The 16,981-nt window shown below is 64.9% G+C and carries 12 protein-coding genes; 2 read left to right on the top strand and 10 right to left on the bottom strand.

Annotation, left to right across the window (positions count from 1 at the left end; all coding sequences use genetic code 11):
* Positions 1-92: 92 nt before the first annotated feature.
* The 3 genes from AB3147_RS06280 to ispD all read right to left on the bottom strand — a co-directional run bounded on the left by AB3147_RS06280 (position 93) and on the right by ispD (position 3,571).
* Complete coding sequence (locus AB3147_RS06280) at positions 93-2,222, bottom strand: DUF4344 domain-containing metallopeptidase (protein ID WP_255809083.1); 2,130 nt, start codon at positions 2,220-2,222, stop codon at positions 93-95.
* A gap of 177 nt (positions 2,223-2,399) precedes the next feature.
* Positions 2,400-2,891: a 2-C-methyl-D-erythritol 2,4-cyclodiphosphate synthase gene (gene ispF / locus AB3147_RS06275; protein ID WP_175137314.1), complete on the bottom strand. Its 492-nt coding sequence runs from the start codon at positions 2,889-2,891 to the stop codon at positions 2,400-2,402.
* The gene (gene ispD, locus AB3147_RS06270) at positions 2,888-3,571 is read right to left on the bottom strand and encodes a 2-C-methyl-D-erythritol 4-phosphate cytidylyltransferase (protein WP_175123004.1); all 684 of its coding nucleotides are present in this window, start codon (positions 3,569-3,571) and stop codon (positions 2,888-2,890) included. Before ispD ends, ispF begins: the two co-directional genes overlap by 4 nt.
* Positions 3,572-3,600: 29 nt before the next feature.
* On the opposite strand from ispD, the gene mfd reads away from it, so the two are divergent.
* Together mfd and serB are read left to right on the top strand one after the other, a co-directional pair.
* Positions 3,601-7,083, top strand: coding sequence for a transcription-repair coupling factor (gene mfd, locus AB3147_RS06265; RefSeq protein ID WP_367351579.1), 3,483 nt, complete (start codon positions 3,601-3,603; stop codon positions 7,081-7,083).
* A gap of 25 nt (positions 7,084-7,108) precedes the next feature.
* Positions 7,109-7,966: a phosphoserine phosphatase SerB gene (serB, locus tag AB3147_RS06260; protein WP_367351578.1), complete on the top strand. Its 858-nt coding sequence runs from the start codon at positions 7,109-7,111 to the stop codon at positions 7,964-7,966.
* A gap of 110 nt (positions 7,967-8,076) precedes the next feature.
* Here serB and AB3147_RS06255 read toward each other — a convergent pair whose 3' ends face one another.
* The 7 genes from AB3147_RS06255 to AB3147_RS06225 form a co-directional block, all read right to left on the bottom strand.
* Complete coding sequence (locus tag AB3147_RS06255; protein ID WP_367351577.1) at positions 8,077-10,338, bottom strand: TonB-dependent receptor; 2,262 nt, start codon at positions 10,336-10,338, stop codon at positions 8,077-8,079.
* A gap of 291 nt (positions 10,339-10,629) precedes the next feature.
* Positions 10,630-10,959, bottom strand: a complete 330-nt coding sequence (locus tag AB3147_RS06250; protein WP_105237731.1) for a DUF2818 family protein — start codon at positions 10,957-10,959, stop codon at positions 10,630-10,632.
* A gap of 16 nt (positions 10,960-10,975) precedes the next feature.
* Positions 10,976-12,460, bottom strand: a complete 1,485-nt coding sequence (gene nuoN / locus AB3147_RS06245; RefSeq protein ID WP_175123008.1) for an NADH-quinone oxidoreductase subunit NuoN — start codon at positions 12,458-12,460, stop codon at positions 10,976-10,978.
* Between the two features lie 9 nt (positions 12,461-12,469).
* Positions 12,470-13,972: an NADH-quinone oxidoreductase subunit M gene (locus AB3147_RS06240; protein ID WP_062840514.1), complete on the bottom strand. Its 1,503-nt coding sequence runs from the start codon at positions 13,970-13,972 to the stop codon at positions 12,470-12,472.
* Positions 13,969-16,008 carry an NADH-quinone oxidoreductase subunit L gene (nuoL, locus tag AB3147_RS06235; RefSeq protein WP_367351576.1) on the bottom strand — a complete coding sequence of 680 codons (2,040 nt, stop codon included), beginning with the start codon at positions 16,006-16,008 and terminating at the stop codon, positions 13,969-13,971. The genes AB3147_RS06240 and nuoL overlap by 4 nt, the downstream gene beginning before the upstream one ends.
* A 17-nt stretch (positions 16,009-16,025) precedes the next feature.
* Positions 16,026-16,334 (bottom strand): NADH-quinone oxidoreductase subunit NuoK, encoded by a 309-nt coding sequence (gene nuoK, locus AB3147_RS06230; RefSeq protein ID WP_006217969.1) that lies wholly within the window; start codon positions 16,332-16,334, stop codon positions 16,026-16,028.
* A complete protein-coding gene (locus AB3147_RS06225; protein ID WP_175123011.1) occupies positions 16,331-16,981 on the bottom strand; it encodes an NADH-quinone oxidoreductase subunit J in 651 nt (216 codons plus the stop codon). Before AB3147_RS06225 ends, nuoK begins: the two co-directional genes overlap by 4 nt.

The raw sequence follows: 16,981 nt of genomic DNA, 5'->3' as shown, positions 1-16,981 counted from the left end.
TTTTCTTTTGGCGGCGACGTTGCGTCGTTTCCGATGACGCGGTTCCGGCCGGCGCCGGGCCCGTTGCCGCAGCCCGGCGAGTCACCGCCGGATTACTTGCCCGCGGCGGGTTTCACCGGCGCAGTGGGCAGGCCGTTGGCGGTCCACGCCTCCATGCCGCCGCGATACCAGTAGGCGCGCCAGCCGAGCGACCCGGCGCGCAACGCGCCGTTGTAGGCCGAGCGGTCATTCATGCCCGCGCCCATGAACACGATGGGCGCGTTGCGCTGCCCGCCGGTCTTCTTCTTCAGCCAGTCGTCCAGCGCGCCTTGCAGATGGTCCGCGACGCTGCCGTCCGACCCGGCATCGGGCAGCGGATAGGCGATGGGCAGCGTGTCCCGCCCCGCGCTGGTGTCGATGATCAGGATGTTCTTCTCGTTATTGATCAGCTTGACCAGGTCGGCCGTGGTGATGACATCGGCGCGTGTGTGCTTGACAGGCGTCGGCCCCCGGTAGGGGGACGAGAACAGCAGGCTGGTCGGCGGCACGCCGAAGTCCTTCAGCTCGTCGAAAGCGCCGGCGGGCAGCGCGGGCATGCCCTGCCCCGCCGCAGGTGCTTGCCGCGGCGCCGTCTGCGACCCGCCACCCTTGTTGGCGACGACCTCGCCACCGACCGTGCCCATTTCGATGTCGGAAATCATCACCGCGATGTTCTCGATCAGCTCGTAGCACATCGTGATCGAGCCCTCGCGCGGGTTGTACCAGGCGTTCAACTGGCCGCAGTCCTTGAACGTCACATTGATCGGCCGCGGCAGGACGTAGGTGTTGCCCAGATCCTTGACGCTGTTGGTGACGGCGTTGGACATGGCCGTCGCGAACAGGTTGCCGATCTTACGCTTGGAGGGTTCCAGCACTACGTTGACCGGCGCGCCGGGCGCGTTGGCCGGTTGCTGACCGTCCGGCGTCCAGGTGCCCACGCGCGTATGGGGCGCCAACAGGTGGCGCCAGGCCCGGTTCTGCTTGTTGAATTCGTCGGTGCAACGCGCCTTGGTCCGGTCCTCGAACCCGACGTGCTTGACCACGTTCTCGAAGACGGCGGGATTGCCGCCATACATGATGCAGAGCATGTTGCGGAAGCGCTTCAGGTCGCCGGTGTGCTCGTCCTGCCAGGCCGAGTTCGCCGACGCGCCCCGCTTTTCCGCCAGCATGCCGCTGTAGTACCACTGCAGGGCCGCATACGTGGCAGCCTCGCGGGCCATGAAGTTCACGTCCTCGTTGTCGGACGGGTAGATGGTGGGCTCGACGATCCGCAAGGCCGAATACATGTCGACCGCGTCTTCTTCCGCGCCCGTCGACGGCAGTTCCAGCTCGCCGATCAGGGCGTGTCCGAACTCGTGCAGGAAGATGCTGCGCATGATGCCGATGTAGACAGCGACGATGCGCAAGGTGTCCCCGCCGAAACGGGGATATGGGCCGGCGCCGGCCAGCGCCGGGCTGTTGTCGGCCGGGGCTTGGGCGGGGGGCGACGCCGCCGATGGCACGCGCGGCGCGCCGGCACTACCCTGTCCGGCATTACCTTGCCCAGCACTACCCCGCCCGGCGCTGCCCTGTCCGGCGGTCCCTTGCGCTCCCACCCCGACCGGCTTGCCGGCCACGTCCGAGACGATCATGAAATCCGCAATGCCGAACGTGCCTTCGTCATAGGCCATGATGCCGATCTCGCTGCCCAGCGCGGCCTCGTCCTCGATATCGCCGATCTTCTGGCCATTGACCAGGAAACGCGCGGCGCCCGGCACCTCCACCACCCGGATGCGGTCGGTGCCGTCCAGCTTGGCGACGTTGGGCACGGACGCGATATCGCGGCGCTTCTGGCCTTCCAGACAGAACAGCAGAATGTTGCGGTCCGCCCGGATCTCCAGCAGGCACAGGCCCTTGCGCGCGTTGTTGTTCAGCGCAATGCCGATGGACGCCTTGGGACTCTTCGAGTTGACCATCACGTTGACGTCGGTGATGCGTCCGCTTTCCGGGGCGGGTCCCGGGTTGATGTAGAACGTCTGCTCGCCGCCCGGGACATCGCTGTTGCGCAGGGTGAACCAGCCGTCCTGCTCGCCGACATGCCAGCCTTGCAAAAGCTGCTGCTTGACCGTGCCTGCCAGTGGACCGAGCTGCTTCTCGTAGGCCGCGTGGGCGGAGGTAGCAAAAGCGGCCAGCACAAAAAGTAGCCCCGCGCCACGTAATCGCATCTGAGTGTCCCTGATTAGTCAGATTTCAAGTCGCGCAGCGTAAGTCAGAACAATGCGGTCCGCTTATTCATTTGTTAAAGATGTATGCCAACGTAAAAGCCGCCCGGCCTGGCGGCTCGGGCGGCTTCGGAATATTGGATAAGCGTGGCGCGAACGCCACGCAGCGCGGCCCGTGCGTCAGGGGTCCGCGCGCGCCAGCAAGGCGACCACGGTGGCGGCGATGCCTTCCTTGCGGCCCAGATAACCCAAGCCCTCGTTGGTCTTGGCCTTGATGTTGACCTCGGATTCGGCCAGGCCGGTGTCGTCGGCGATGTTCTTCACCATGGCAGGCGCGTGCGGGCCGATCTTGGGCGCTTGCGCGTGCAGCGTGGCGTCGATATTGACCGGTGTCCACCCCGCTTTGCGCACGCGCGCCATGGCCTCGCGCAGCAGCACACGGCTGTCGGCGCCCTTGAACGCCGGATCGGTATCCGGAAAGTGCCGGCCGATGTCGCCCAGGCCCGCCGCGCCCAGCAGCGCGTCGGTGATCGCGTGCAGCAGCACGTCCGCATCGGAATGGCCCAAGAGGCCGTGGGTATGGGGAATCGTGACCCCGCCGATGATCAGCGGCCGGCCTTCGACCAGCGCGTGCACGTCAAAGCCCTGCCCAACGCGAAAAGGAATGCTCATAGCCATTTTTCCATCAGTTCAAAATCGTCCGGCCACGTCACCTTGAAGTTGCGCATTGAACCGGTGACCAGCAGCGGCGCATAGCCGGCGGCCTCGATGGCCGAGGCCTCGTCGGTGACGGTGATGCCGTTCACGGACGCGGCGGTCAGCGCATCGCGCAGCACGCCCGCGCGGAACATCTGCGGCGTCTGCGCCAGCCAAAGGCCATTGCGGTCGAGCGTGCGTTCCACGCGATCGTGGCCGCCCTTGACCGTGTCGGCCACCGGCAGTGCCAGCAGCCCGCCGACCGGGTCGGCCAGGCACGCGTCGATCAGCCGCCCCAGCGCCGCGGCGGGCAAGCCCGGGCGGGCCGCGTCATGCACCAGCACCCAGGCATCGTCCGTGACCTCGCTGTCGGCCAGCGCGCCCGCGACCGTATCGGCGCGCGTGGCGCCGCCGCAGGCACGCCAGACGGTGCGCGGCAAGCCCGCCAGCGCGGCGTCGACCCAGCCGTCGCCCGGCGTGACCGCCACGCGCACCTGCGACACGCGTTCATCGGCCAACAGCGCGCTTACTGCGTGCCGCAGCATGGGCTGTCCGGCCAATGGACGGTATTGCTTCGGAACGGCCTCGTGCCCGGGCCGGCTGGCGCGGGCGCCGACGCCGGCGGCGGGCACGATTGCGATGATTGAGTCAGACATGGTGCGGAGATTTTATAATCGTTCGCTTGATGTCCGCTTCCAGCCTGATGCCCGCCCCTTCCTCCTCCGCCACGGCCGCACCGCCCGTCCCCGCCACGGTCCCCACCCTGTCCGCGCTGAAGCCCGGCACGCGCTATGCGCAGCCCCGGCCGCCGGGCTCCGGCGACGCCTGGCTGCTGGCCGATCTGGCGCGCCAGGCCAGCGCGCCGCTGGTCATCCTGACCGCCGAGCCCCTTGAAGCGCAGCGGCTGGCCGAGGAAATCCAGCTGTTTGCGCCCAGCCTGCGCGTGCGGCAGCTGCCCGACTGGGAAACGCTGCCCTACGACGCATTCTCGCCGCACCAGGACCTGATCTCCGAGCGCCTGAACACGCTGCACTCGCTGATGATGAAGACGGTGGACGTGCTGACGGTGCCCATCACCACGGCGCTGTACCGCGTCGCACCGCCCTCGTTCCTGGCCGCCTACACGTTCTCGTTCAAGCAGAAGGACAGGCTGAATGAAGCGGCGCTGCGCGCCCAACTGACACTGGCCAATTACAACCACGTCACCCAGGTAACCTCGCCGGGCGAATTCTGCCTGCGTGGTGGCCTGATCGATCTGTTCCCGATGGGCTCGGTGGTGCCGTACCGGCTGGACCTGTTCGACGACGAGATCGAAACCATCCGCAGTTTCGACGTCGACACCCAGCGCAGCCTGTACCCCGTGCGCGAGGTGCAGCTTCTGCCGGGCCGCGAATTCCCGATGGACGAAGACTCGCGCAACCGCTTCCGGGCGCGCTTTCGCGAAGTCTTCGAAGGCGATCCTTCCCGCGCCCTGCCCTATAAAGACATCGGCAACGGCATCCCGTTTGCCGGCGTCGAGTACTACCTGCCGCTCTTCTTTGAAGAAACCGCCACGCTGTTCGACTACGTGGCCGACGGCACGGTCATGGTCACCGTCGGCGACATTGACGACGCGATCCAGCGCTTCAACCAGGACACGACCAGCCGCTACGGCTTCCTGAAAAGCGACCGCGAACGCCCCGTGCTGCCGCCGTCCGCCCTGTTCCTGGACAGCGAATCGCTCTATGGCCGCCTCAAGGCATTCCGCCGCCTGTCGCTGACTGCGGGCCAGCCGCATCCGGACTTCCGGGCCGCGCCCGACGTCAGCGTGGCGCGGCGCGCCGAAGATCCCATCGCCAAGCTGCGCACGCTGGTAGAAAAGCGGCACACCCGCGTGCTGCTGTGCGCCGATTCGGCCGGCCGGCGCGAGACCCTGGTGCAGATGCTGAACGAATTTGGCGTCACGCCGGATGCGCAGCCTGACACCATCGAGAGCTTCCTGGCGTCGGACGCGCATTTCGGCATCGTCGCCTCGCCGCTGGGCATCGGGTTCGAACTGCCCGACGCCAACCTTGCCTTCCTGACCGAGAACGATCTCTACCCCGGACTGGCGACCACCGGCCGCCGCGGCAAGCGCGACCAGGAACGCGCCAGCAACGTCGAAGCCATGGTGCGCGACCTGTCCGAGCTGCGCGAGGGCGACCCCGTCGTCCACGCCCAGCACGGCATCGGCCGCTATCACGGCCTGGTCAACATGGACATGGGCGAAGGCGAGATGGAGTTCCTCCATCTTGAATACGCCAACGGCAGCACGCTGTACGTGCCCGTGTCGCAACTGCACGTGATCGCGCGCTACAGCGGCGCCGACCCGGAAGCCGCACCGTTGCACCAGCTGGGTTCAGGCCAATGGGACAAGGCGCGCCGCAAGGCCGCCAAGCAGGTCCGCGACACCGCCGCCGAATTGCTGGCGCTGTATGCGCAGCGCGCCGCGCGCGAAGGCTTTGCGTTCAACCTGCCGCTGAACGATTACGAGGCGTTTGCCGAGGGCTTCGGTTTTGAAGAGACGGCCGACCAGGCCGCCGCCATCCAGGCCGTGATCAGCGACATGACCTCCGGCCGCCCCATGGACCGGCTCGTCTGCGGCGACGTCGGTTTCGGCAAGACCGAAGTCGCGCTGCGCGCCGCCTTCCTGGCCGTCGCCAACGGCAAACAGGTGGCGTTGCTGTGCCCCACCACCCTGCTCGCCGAACAGCACGCGCAGACCTTTACCGACCGCTTTGCCGACTGGCCCGTGCGCGTCGTGGAACTGTCGCGCTTCCGCTCGGCCAAGGAAGTCTCCAGCGCCATCGAAGGCATCAACGACGGCCGGGTCGACATCGTCATCGGCACGCACAAGATCCTGTCTAAGGACGTGAAATTCAAGCGCCTGGGCCTGGTCATCATCGACGAGGAACACCGTTTCGGCGTGCGTCAGAAAGAAGCGCTCAAGTCGCTGCGCGCCGAAGTCGACGTGCTGACACTGACCGCGACGCCCATCCCGCGCACGCTCGGCATGTCGCTCGAAGGCATCCGCGACTTCTCCGTCATTGCCACAGCGCCGCAAAAGCGCCTGGCCATCAAGACCTTCGTGCGGCGCGAGGACGGCAGCACGCTGCGCGAAGCCCTGCTGCGCGAGCTCAAGCGCGGCGGCCAGTGCTACTTCCTGCACAACGAGGTCGAAACCATCCATAACCGCCGCGCGCGCCTGGAAGAGCTGGTGCCCGAGGCCCGGATCGCCGTCGCGCACGGCCAGATGCCCGAGCGCGAACTCGAACAGGTGATGAAGGGCTTCTACCAGCAGCGCTACAACGTCCTGCTGTGCACCACCATCATCGAAACCGGCATCGACGTGCCCAGCGCCAACACCATCGTGATCCACCGCGCTGACCGCTTCGGTCTGGCGCAGCTGCACCAGCTGCGCGGCCGCGTCGGGCGATCGCACCACCAGGCCTACGCCTACCTGCTGACCCCGGGCGAGGACGCGATCACCAGCAACGCCAAGAAGCGGCTGGAAGCCATCCAGGCCATGGAAGAGCTGGGCTCGGGCTTTTACCTGGCCATGCACGACCTCGAAATCCGCGGCACCGGCGAAGTCCTGGGCGACTCGCAGTCGGGCAACATCCAGGAAGTCGGCTTCTCGATGTACAACGAGATGCTCAACGAGGCCGTGCGCGCCCTGCGCGCGGGCGAAGAGCCCGACCTGGACGCGCCCTTCAACCTGGCGTGCGAAGTCAACCTGCACGCGCCGGCGCTGCTGCCGTCCGACTACTGCGCCGACGTGCACGCGCGCCTGGCCATCTACAAGCGGCTGGCGCACGCGGCCGACGAAGACGACCTGATCCACATCCAGGAAGAATTGATCGACCGTTTCGGCAAACTGCCGGAGGCGGCGCAGACGCTGCTGGCCACGCACCGCCTGCGCCTCGCCGCCCAACCGCTGGGCATCGTCAAGATCGACGCCAGCGAAGCGCAGGCGCTGATCCAGTTCGGCCCCAAGACCTCGGTCGATCCGGCCCGCATCATCGAGCTCGTCCAGCGGCAGCGGCACATCAAGCTGGCCGGGCAGGACAAGTTGCGCGTCGAGATCAAGGCGCCTCAACTCCCGGCCCGTGCCGACGCCGTGCGCGCCGTTCTGCGCGCCCTGAAGTAATTCCCGACACCCTTACCCATCCGCCATGACTACCCACAATCTCGTCGTCCAATCCCCCGGCCTCGCCATCGAACATGCGGAGCAGCTTGCCGCCCTGGCCCAGGCCCAGGGCGTGGCGCGCATCACCAACACCGCCGCCCGCCTGCTCGACGTGCAACACGACGACGAGACGCGCGCCGTGGTGGGCGCCTGGGCCGAAGCGCGCGGCGTCGACGCTGCCTTCGTGCCCGCCGGCCTGAAGCTGGCCAACTGCAAGATCCTGGCCATGGACATGGACTCGACCCTGATCAACATCGAGTGCATCGACGAGATCGCGGGCGTGGTGGGCGTGAAGGACAAGGTGTCGGAGATCACCGAAGCCGCCATGCGCGGCGAGATCAAAGATTTCGCGGAAAGCCTGCGCCGCCGGGTTGCGCTGCTCAAGGGCGCGCCCGCTGGCGCGCTGGACGAGGTCTACGAGGAAAAGCTGCGCCTGAATCCGGGCGCCGAGCGTCTGATCACCACGGCCCAGGCCGCCGGCATCAAGGTGCTGCTGGTGTCGGGCGGCTTCACCTTCTTCACCGAGCGCCTGCGTGCCCGCCTGAACCTGGACAGCGCTCATGCCAACACGCTCGAGATCGAAAATGGCGTGCTGACCGGCCGCGTGCTGGGCGACATCCTGGACGCCGACGCCAAGGCCACGCACCTGCGCGAGTTCGCGCGCACGCACGGCGCATCGACGGACCAGATCATCGCCATGGGCGACGGCGCCAACGACCTCAAGATGCTGGCCAACGCCGGCTTCCCGGTGGCCTACCACGCCAAGCCGCTGGTGCGTCAGCAGACGCGCTATGCGCTCAATGTCTCGGGATTGGACGGCGTGCTGAACTGGTTCGAAAGCTGATCCTGCGACAGGGTGTCTGACACCGGCCCCCTTCCCCAAAGCAAAGCCACCTCAATAAATGAGGTGGCTTTTTTCATGCAAGTCGGCGCCACGGACGCGGCGCCCCTTGATCAATACCGCACGCGCAGCGACAGCAGCGCCGCCCGGCCCGTGCCCAGCGCCGCATAGTGCGCGGCATAGGCCTTGGTGTAGTACGTCTCATCGAAGATGTTCAGCACGTTCAACTGCGCCGAGAAGTGCTCGTTGAATTCGTAGCCGGCCATCGCGTCGAAGCGCCAGTACGAAGGCACCCAGCGCGCCTTGGGCGTACCGTCGGCGTTCTTCGTGGCGTCCGAGTTGCCGTACACCTTGTCGACGTAATACGCGCCGCCGCCGACCGTCAGCTTGGGCAGGACCTTGTAGGTCGTCCACAGGCTGAAGGCGTTGCGCGGCGTGTTGGGCAGGTCCTGGCCGACGGCGCCGCTGTTGTACGCGCCCTTGGTCATTTCGCTGTCCATGAACGTGTAGCCGCCGAACACGTTCCATTTGGGCGTGATGGCGCCCGAGAATCCCAGTTCGATGCCGCGCACCTTGGCTTCGCCCACCTGCGCCACTTCGGTCGCGGACACGGCCACGCTGGTGTTCTTGCGGATGTCCTGGAACGCCGCGGCCGACAGCGTCAGCTTGTCGTCGAACACCTGCCACTTCGTGCCCAGCTCCACCGTGCGGCTCTTTTCCGGTTCCAGCGAAGACGTCGACAGTGACGTCGCATCGCTGATCGCGCCGCCGGCAATGGCGGACGGCGTGGACGAGGTGCCGTACGTGGCGTAAATGGTGCCGTTGGGCACCGGCTTGTACGCCAGGCCGACCTGGTAGTTGAAGAGGTTGTCCTCGCGGCTCGTGCTGTAGAACGCGGGCGTGCTGGCCGGATCGCTGCGGCCGCGCGCGATGTTGCTGCCGCTGGTGCGGTAGTTGTCCCAGCGCGCGCCCAGGCTCGCCTGCCATTGCTCGTTGAACTTGATGGTGTCAAAGCCGTAGAGCGCCAGCGTGTCCGTGTTGTAGACGGCGGGATTGTTGTTGCGCGTCAGCTTGCCGGTGTAGTCGTCGTGGGGATTCGGATCCCACAGCGACGTGCACAGCGCCGGGTTCGACAGGTCGGTTGCGCTGACCTTGCAGTCCATCGGGCCGCGGGCGATCGTCTGGGTGTAGCTGTCCTTGTCCTGCTTGATGTTGCTGTACTCAAATCCCAGGTCGAACGAGTGCTTCAGGCTGCCGGTCTCGAATTCACCCGTCAGGTCCGTCTGGTTGGCGAAGGTCTTGGTGACGTAGTAGCCGGACTTGAGCGCACGGTACACCAGGCCGTTCGGGATGTTGCCCTTGCTGTCGTCGGGATTGGTCGCTGCAAAGTCGGTCGTGCCGCGGCCATAGCGCGTCACGTTGCGCAGTTGCAGCTTGTCGGAAAAGTCGTGCTGGAAGTCCACCGTGGCGACGTCATCGCGCGTCTTCATGAAGTCGCGCCCGGTCAGGCCGTAGAACGACTTGCGGCTCACGCCCATCGTCTCCGTCACCGGCTGACCCGACTTCGGGTCATACGGAATGGAGTAGTCGGGCATGCTGTCGTCTTGGTAGTGGTAGTAGCTCAGCGTGATGCGGGTCGGCGTGCGCACGCCCAGCATCAGCGACGGCGCAACGCCCCAGCGCTCGAAGTCCACGGCATCATCGCGGCCCGGCGTGTCGCCCTTGTTGCCCATCACGTTCAGGCGGAACGCCGCCTTGTCGCCCAGGCGCCAGTTGCTGTCGATGGTGGCGCGGTAGTTGTTGTCCGTGCCGATCTGCGCCGTGGCTTCGGTGAAGTCCGTGGTCTTGGGCGCTTTGCTGACCATGTTGATGCTGCCGCCCGCGCCGCCCCGGCCCGAATACACCGAGTCCGGCCCCTTGATAATTTCGACCTGCTCCAGATTGAACGTATCGCGCACCTGGGTGCTGCTGTCGCGGATGCCGTCCAGGAAAATGCTGCCGGCGGAGTTCTGGCCGCGGATGATCGGCAAGTCGCCGCCCGGACGGCCGCCTTCGCCGGCGCCGAACGTGATGCCCGGCGAGTTGCGCAGCACGTCCTGCAAGGTCGACGCGGCCTGATCCTGGATCACCTGCTGCGGCACAACCTGCACTGTGCGCGGCGTGTCCAGCAAAGGCGCGGTCATCTTCGGCGACTGCGCGGTCGAGGTCTGATAGGACGAGCTTTCGCCCTCGACGCGGACAGGCGACAACTGCGTCACGCCGGTGTCGGCGGACTGGGCTGCGGCATAGGGGCTGACGAACAACGCGGGCGCGGCAATGGCGGCGGCCAGCGAGGTGGCGAGCGTATTCAGCGAATACGAATCTTGGGGCTTCAAGCGGACTTCTCCAGAACGTAAATAACAACGATTCTTGTTTTTTTGTTGTTTGCGATTCTGAACGGAGGCGCTGAATGAAACCTGAATGAAAGCCCCTTCCAAATCAAAAGGATAAAAAAACAACAGCTTTGATCTTGCTCAAAATCCTGAACGGATCGGAGATCAAAAAAGGGGCGGATTGCGGCCGGATTTTGCGCGAGGCAGAGTCGACGCGGAGGTTGCTGCACACATAAAAAAACGCCCCGATCGGGGCGTCTTGGTGCGTCCATGTGCAGGCGGGCTACTGCGTCGTCAGGTCCGCAGACGCGGATGCCGCTTGAAGAGATACCGGTACACAAACCCGGGATACGCCAGCACCAGAAACAGGCTGAGCGTGATCGCGTAGAACTCCCAGGTCTGGGCGAAACGGTTGCCCAGCGTGGACTCGAAGGCGAATCCCAGCGCGCCGACGATGGCGTAGAACACCAGCACTTCAATCAGGCGCATCCAGAACGGCTTGACCGCCGCCGCCCCGCCCTGCTTCCAGGGCAGCACGGCAAAGACGCGCTCGGTCAGGAAGGGAAGATTCGCGCTGACAAGCGCCAGCGCGATCAACAGCCATACCGCCAGCGTCTGGTTCATGGCTGCACTCCGTCCGTTAAAGGGTCAGCGACGAGCGGATGGCTTGCACGCACAGCGCCATCAAGCCGCCGGGCAACAGGCCCAGCACCAGGATCAGGGCGCCGTTGATCGACAGCACGCCGCGTTGGCCGGCCGTGGCCACCATCGGGGCAGCATCGGCCGCCGGCTCGTCAAAGTAGACGACCTTGACCACGCGCAGGTAGTAGAACGCGCCGATCAGCGAGAACAGCACCGCCACCACCGCCAGCGTGACATGGCCCGCGGCAACCAGCGACTGCAGCACGGCCAGCTTGGCGTAGAAGCCCACCAGCGGCGGGATGCCGGCCAGCGAGAACATCAGCAGCAGCACGATGGCGGCATGCCACGGGCTGCGGCGGTTCAGGCCCTTCAGGTCGTCGATGTGCTCGCACTCGAAGCCCTGACGCGACAGCAGCAGCACGATGCCGAAGCTGGCAAGCGTGGTCAGCACGTAGGTCAGCATGTAGAACAGCGAGGCGCCGTAGGCGGCCGACGACAGTTCCGGCTTGCCGGCCACCGAACCCGACATCAGGCCCAGGAGCACGAAGCCCATGTGCGAGATGGTCGAGTAAGCCAGCATGCGCTTGAAGTTGGTCTGTGCGATGGCGGTCAGGTTGCCGATGGCCAGCGACAGCACTGCCAGAATCATCAGCATCGGCTGCCAGTCCGTGGCCAGGCCGTGCAGACCATCAACCAGCAGACGCAGCGTGATCGCAAAGGCGGCCAGCTTGGGCGCGCCGCCCAGGATCAGCGTGACCGCGGTCGGCGAGCCCTGGTAGACGTCCGGCACCCACATGTGGAACGGCACGGCGCCCAGCTTGAACGCCAGACCCGACACCAGGAACACGATGCCGAACACCAGCGCCATCTTCTCGGCCTTGCCGGCGGCGATGACGTTGGATACTTCGGTCAGGTCGAGGTGACCCGTGGCGCCGTAGATCATGGACATGCCGTACAGCAGGAAACCCGAGGCCAGCGCGCCCAGCACGAAGTATTTCATGGCGGCTTCGGTGGCCACGACGTTGTCACGGCGCAGGGCGATCAGCGCGTACAGCGCCAGCGACATCAGTTCCAGGCCCAGGTAGATCGAGATCAGATTCCCGGAGGAAATCATGACCATCTGACCCAGCAGCGCGAACAGCGTCAGCACGTAGAGTTCACCGCCGCGCATCATGTCGCGGACCTGCGCATACACGCGGCCATAGATCAGCGTTACGCCGACGGCAAGATACGAGGCGATCTTGAGCAGGTGCGACAGCTCGTCCGTGACGTACAGGCCGTTGAACGTCGAGCCAGCCACGCCGTTCTTCCACTGCACGGCCGACACGACGGTCAGCACGCCCAGGGCAAGCATGGTCAGCAGGAACGTCGGCTTGCGCTCGGGGTGATTGCTGACCGCGTCGATGAGCAAAATAGCCAGGCCGAAAATCAGCAGAAGGATTTCCGGTGTCGCCAGGGCGAAATCGATTTGGGATTGCATCATTGTCTTGTCTTACAGTTTCGAGACGGCAACGTGTTGCAGCAGGGCCTCGACCGACACGTGCATCACGTCGGTGAAGGGCTTGGGATAGATCCCCATGTACAACACGGCGATCGCCATCACGCCAAGAATCACGAATTCGCGGCGATTGATATCGGTCAGCTCGCGCACGTGGTCGTTGGCGACATCGCCCAGGACGACGCGCTTGACCATCCACAGCGAGTACGCCGCGCCCAGGATCAGGGCAGTGGCTGCCAGCAGGCCGATCCAGAAGTTGTGCTCGACCGCGCCCATGATCACCATGAATTCGCCGACGAAGCCGCTGGTGGCCGGCAGGCCGCTGTTGGCCATCGAGAACAGGATGAAGAACGTGGCAAAACGCGGCATCACGTTCACCACGCCGCCGTAGTCGGCGATGCGGCGCGAGTGCATGCGGTCATAGAGCACGCCAATACACATGAACATGGCGCCCGACACGAAGCCGTGCGAGATCATCTGCACGATGGCGCCTTCGACGCCGGCCGTGTTGAAGATGAAGAAGCCCAGCGTGACGAAGCCCATGTGGGCGACCGACGAATAGGCCACCAGCTTCTTCATGTCTTCCTGGACGATCGCGACCAGACCGATGTAGATCACGGCGATCAGCGACAGCGTGATCATCAGGCCGGCCAGGCTGTGCGAGGCGTCAGGCGCGATCGGCAGCGAGAAGCGCAGGAAACCGTAGGCGCCCAGCTTCAGCATGATCGCGGCCAGCACGATGGAGCCGCCCGTGGGCGCTTCCACGTGGGCGTCCGGCAACCACGTGTGGACCGGCCACATCGGCACCTTGACGGCAAACGCTGCCAGCAGCGCCACGAAGATCAGGATCTGCGGCGTGTAGCCCAGCTTGGTCTGCTGCCAGGTCAGGATGTCGAACGAACCGCCCGAGACATTCCAGAGGTAGACGAACGCGATCAGCGTCAGCAGCGAACCCATCAGGGTGTACAGGAAGAACTTGAACGCCGCGTACACGCGGTTCCCGCCGCCCCAGACGCCGATGATGATGTACATCGGGATCAGCGTGGCTTCGAAGAACACGTAGAACAGCATGCCGTCCAGCGCGCAGAACACGCCCACCATCAGACCCGACAGGATCAGGAAGGCGGCCATGTATTGCGCGACGCGGCTCGTGATGACTTCCCAGCCGGCCAGCACCACGATGATGGTGATGAACGCGGTCAGGAGCACGAACCACATCGAGATGCCGTCGATGCCCAGGTGGTAATTGACGTTGAAGGCTTCGATCCAGGACGCCTTCTCCACGAACTGCATGGCGGCCGTGGAGGAATCAAAACCGGTGTAGAGCGGAATCGTGACCAGAAAGCCGGCGATCGAGCCGACGAGCGACAGGCCGCGCGTCAGGCCGGGACGGTCGTCACGGCCCACCGCCAGCACCAGCAGGCCGAATACGATCGGGACAAAGATCGCAAGCGTGAGCCAGGGAAAAGTGTTGGATGCCATCTCGCTTGCCATCATTGGGGAATCAGCACAAAGAAAGTCACCAGCGCCATGACGCCGATGATCATTGCGAACGCGTAGTGATAGATGAAGCCGGACTGCAGGTGGCGGCTGATGGCTGCCACCCAGCCCACGACGCGGGCACTGCCGTTGATCAGGATGCCGTCGATGATGCCGCGGTCACCGGTCTGCCACAGGCCACGGCCCAGGCAGCGCAGACCACGCGCAATGATCTGCTCGTTCACCCAATCCACGTAATACTTGTTCTCGAGGATCTTGTTCACGCCCGACAGGTTGGCCTTGATGGCGGCCGGCACCTTCGGGTTGATCAGGTAGCAGTACCAGGAGATCACGAAACCAGCCACGACCAGCCAGAACGGCAGGGTCTGGAAGGCATGCAGGCCATAGGCGACCCAGCCGTGCCATTCCTCGCTCAGCACGTGCATCGCGGGATGCTGCTGCGGCAGGACCTTGATGACGCCGTCGAAGAACTTGCCGAACAGCATGGGATCGACCGCCCAGGCGCCGATGAACACCGACGGAATCGCCAGCAGGATCAGCGGCAGCGTAACCACCCAGGGCGACTCGTGCGGCTTACCGCCGTGATGGCCGTCGCCGTGGTCGTCGTGACCATGGTCGTCATGGCCATGCGCGTCGTGACCATGACCGTGATCGCTGGTGTCGAAGCGTTCCTTGCCGTGGAAGACCAGGAAGTACACGCGGAACGAGTACAGCGAGGTGACGAACACGCCGATCAGGACGGCATAGTAGGCAAAGCTCGCGCCCCAGACGTTGGCCTGGCCGGCGGCTTCGATGATGTTTTCCTTCGAGTAGAAACCCGAGAAGAACGGCGTGCCGACGAGCGCCAGCGTACCCAGCAGGAAGGTGATCCAGGTGATGGGCATGTACTTGCGCAGGCCGCCCATGTTGCGGATGTCCTGGTCGTGGTGCATGCCGATGATGACCGAACCCGCGCCCAGGAACAGCAGCGCCTTGAAGAACGCGTGGGTCATCAGGTGGAAGATCGCGACCGAGTAGGCCGACGCACCCAGCGCCACGGTCATGTAACCCAGCTGCGACAGCGTGGAGTACGCGACGACGCGCTTGATGTCGTTCTGGATGATGCCCAGGATGCCGAGGAACAGCGCGCCGATGGCGCCGATCACGATGATGAACGACAGCGCGGTGTCCGACAGTTCGAACAGCGGCGAGAAACGCGCGACCATGAAGATGCCGGCCGTCACCATGGTGGCGGCGTGGATCAGCGCGGAGATCGGGGTCGGGCCTTCCATCGAGTCGGGCAGCCAGGCGTGCAGCGGAACCTGGGCCGATTTACCCATGGCGCCGATGAACAGGCAGATACACGCGACGGTCAGCAGCATCCAGTCGGAACCGGGCAGCGTCATGGCGGCCAGCTTGTCGGCCTGCGCGAAGACTTCACCGTAGTGCATGGTGCCGGCGTAGGCGAACAGCAGGCCGATGCCGAGCACGAAGCCGAAGTCGCCGACGCGGTTGATCAGGAACGCCTTCATGTTGGCGAAGATCGCCGTCGGACGGGTGTACCAGAAACCGATCAGGAGGTAGGACACCAGACCCACCGCTTCCCAGCCGAAGAACAGCTGCACCATGTTGTTCGACATCACCAGCATCAGCATGGAGAACGTGAACAGCGAGATGTACGAGAAGAAGCGCTGGTAGCCGGGATCGTCAGCCATGTAGCCGATGGTGTAGATGTGCACCATCAGCGACACGGAAGTCACCACGACCATCATCATGGCCGACAGCGGATCGATCAGGAAGCCGATTTCCAGCTTGGTCTGGCCGATGAGGCTCCAGGTGTAGACGGCGCCGTCGAAACGCAGGCCGTTCAGCACGTCGCCCAGCACCACCACCGAACCGATGGCGGAGATGAGCACGCCCAGGATGGTGATGACGTGCGAAGCGCGGCGGCCGATGGGCCGGCCAAGGAACCCGGTGCCGAAGAGGCCCGCGAGAATTGCTCCGGCCAGCGGCGCCAGCGCGATGAGCAGGTAGAGATTGGGTGAGCTAGACATTTTCTTCCAATACCCCGTCAGCCCTTCAGGCGATCGAGTTCGTCAACGTTGATCGTGTTCAGGTTGCGGAACAGCAGCACCAAAATGGCCAGGCCGATCGCCGCTTCAGCGGCGGCCACCGTCAGGATGAAGAACACGAACACCTGGCCGGCGGTGTCGCCGAACCAGCTGGAGAACGCCACGAAGTTCATGTTGACGGCCAGGAGCACGAGCTCGATGGACATCAGGAGAATGATCAGGTTGCGGCGGTTCAGGAAGATGCCGAAGATCCCGATCGCGAACAGGATCGCGCCAAGGATCAGATAGTGGGCCAGCGTCAGCGTCATTGTTTTTCTCCTTGGGGCGCGGCACCGTTCGAGGCGTCACGCTTGGCCTGGGCGCGCTCGCTCTGGGCGGGCATGCTCACCATGCGGAAGCGGTCCTTCGAACGCACGCGGACAGCGGCGACCGGGTCGTTGTACTTGACGTCGCGGCGGCGGCGCAGGGTCAGCGCAATCGCGGCAACCATGCCGACCAGCAGCAGCGCGGCGCCGACTTCAATGGCGTAGATGTATTGCGTGTACATCGCTTCGCCGAGCGCGCGGGCGTTGTTGTAGTCGGCGGGCAGTTGCGCCTGGGGACCGGAACCGTACCAGATGGTGCCCAGCACGAAGGACACCTCCAGCACGAGCACGACGCCGATGACCAGGCCGAGCGGCAGGTAGGTCTTCATGCCCTGGCGCAGGGTGTCCATGCGGATGTCGAGCATCATCACGACAAAGAGGAAGAGCACCATCACGGCGCCCACGTACACCAGCACCAGCAGCAGCGCCAGGAACTCGGCGCCCAGCAGCATCCACAGCATGGCCGCGTTGGCGAACGCCAGGATCAGATGCAGAACGGCGGTGACCGCGCTGCGCGCGGTGATCACGCGGAACGCCGCGATCACCAGCACGGCGGCCAGTATGTAGAAAAGGACAGTGGTAAAAGTCAT

The sequence above is a fragment of the Achromobacter animicus genome (assembly GCF_040775605.1).
Taxonomy (GTDB): Bacteria; Pseudomonadota; Gammaproteobacteria; order Burkholderiales; family Burkholderiaceae_B; genus Achromobacter; species Achromobacter animicus.
The sequence above is the reverse complement of the archived record's forward strand: the minus strand, read 5'-3'. Positions and strand labels throughout refer to the sequence as shown.

Coding starts and splice junctions, on each gene's coding strand:
- AB3147_RS06280 (WP_255809083.1), bottom strand. CDS start 2,222: ATGCGATTACGTGGCGCGGGGCTACTTTTTGTGCTGGCCGCTTTTGCT.
- ispF (WP_175137314.1), bottom strand. CDS start 2,891: ATGAGCATTCCTTTTCGCGTTGGGCAGGGCTTTGACGTGCACGCGCTG.
- ispD (WP_175123004.1), bottom strand. CDS start 3,571: ATGTCTGACTCAATCATCGCAATCGTGCCCGCCGCCGGCGTCGGCGCC.
- mfd (WP_367351579.1), top strand. CDS start 3,601: ATGTCCGCTTCCAGCCTGATGCCCGCCCCTTCCTCCTCCGCCACGGCC.
- serB (WP_367351578.1), top strand. CDS start 7,109: ATGACTACCCACAATCTCGTCGTCCAATCCCCCGGCCTCGCCATCGAA.
- AB3147_RS06250 (WP_105237731.1), bottom strand. CDS start 10,959: ATGAACCAGACGCTGGCGGTATGGCTGTTGATCGCGCTGGCGCTTGTC.
- nuoN (WP_175123008.1), bottom strand. CDS start 12,460: ATGATGCAATCCCAAATCGATTTCGCCCTGGCGACACCGGAAATCCTT.
- AB3147_RS06240 (WP_062840514.1), bottom strand. CDS start 13,972: ATGATGGCAAGCGAGATGGCATCCAACACTTTTCCCTGGCTCACGCTT.
- nuoL (WP_367351576.1), bottom strand. CDS start 16,008: ATGTCTAGCTCACCCAATCTCTACCTGCTCATCGCGCTGGCGCCGCTG.
- nuoK (WP_006217969.1), bottom strand. CDS start 16,334: ATGACGCTGACGCTGGCCCACTATCTGATCCTTGGCGCGATCCTGTTC.
- AB3147_RS06225 (WP_175123011.1), bottom strand. CDS start 16,981: ATGACTTTTACCACTGTCCTTTTCTACATACTGGCCGCCGTGCTGGTG.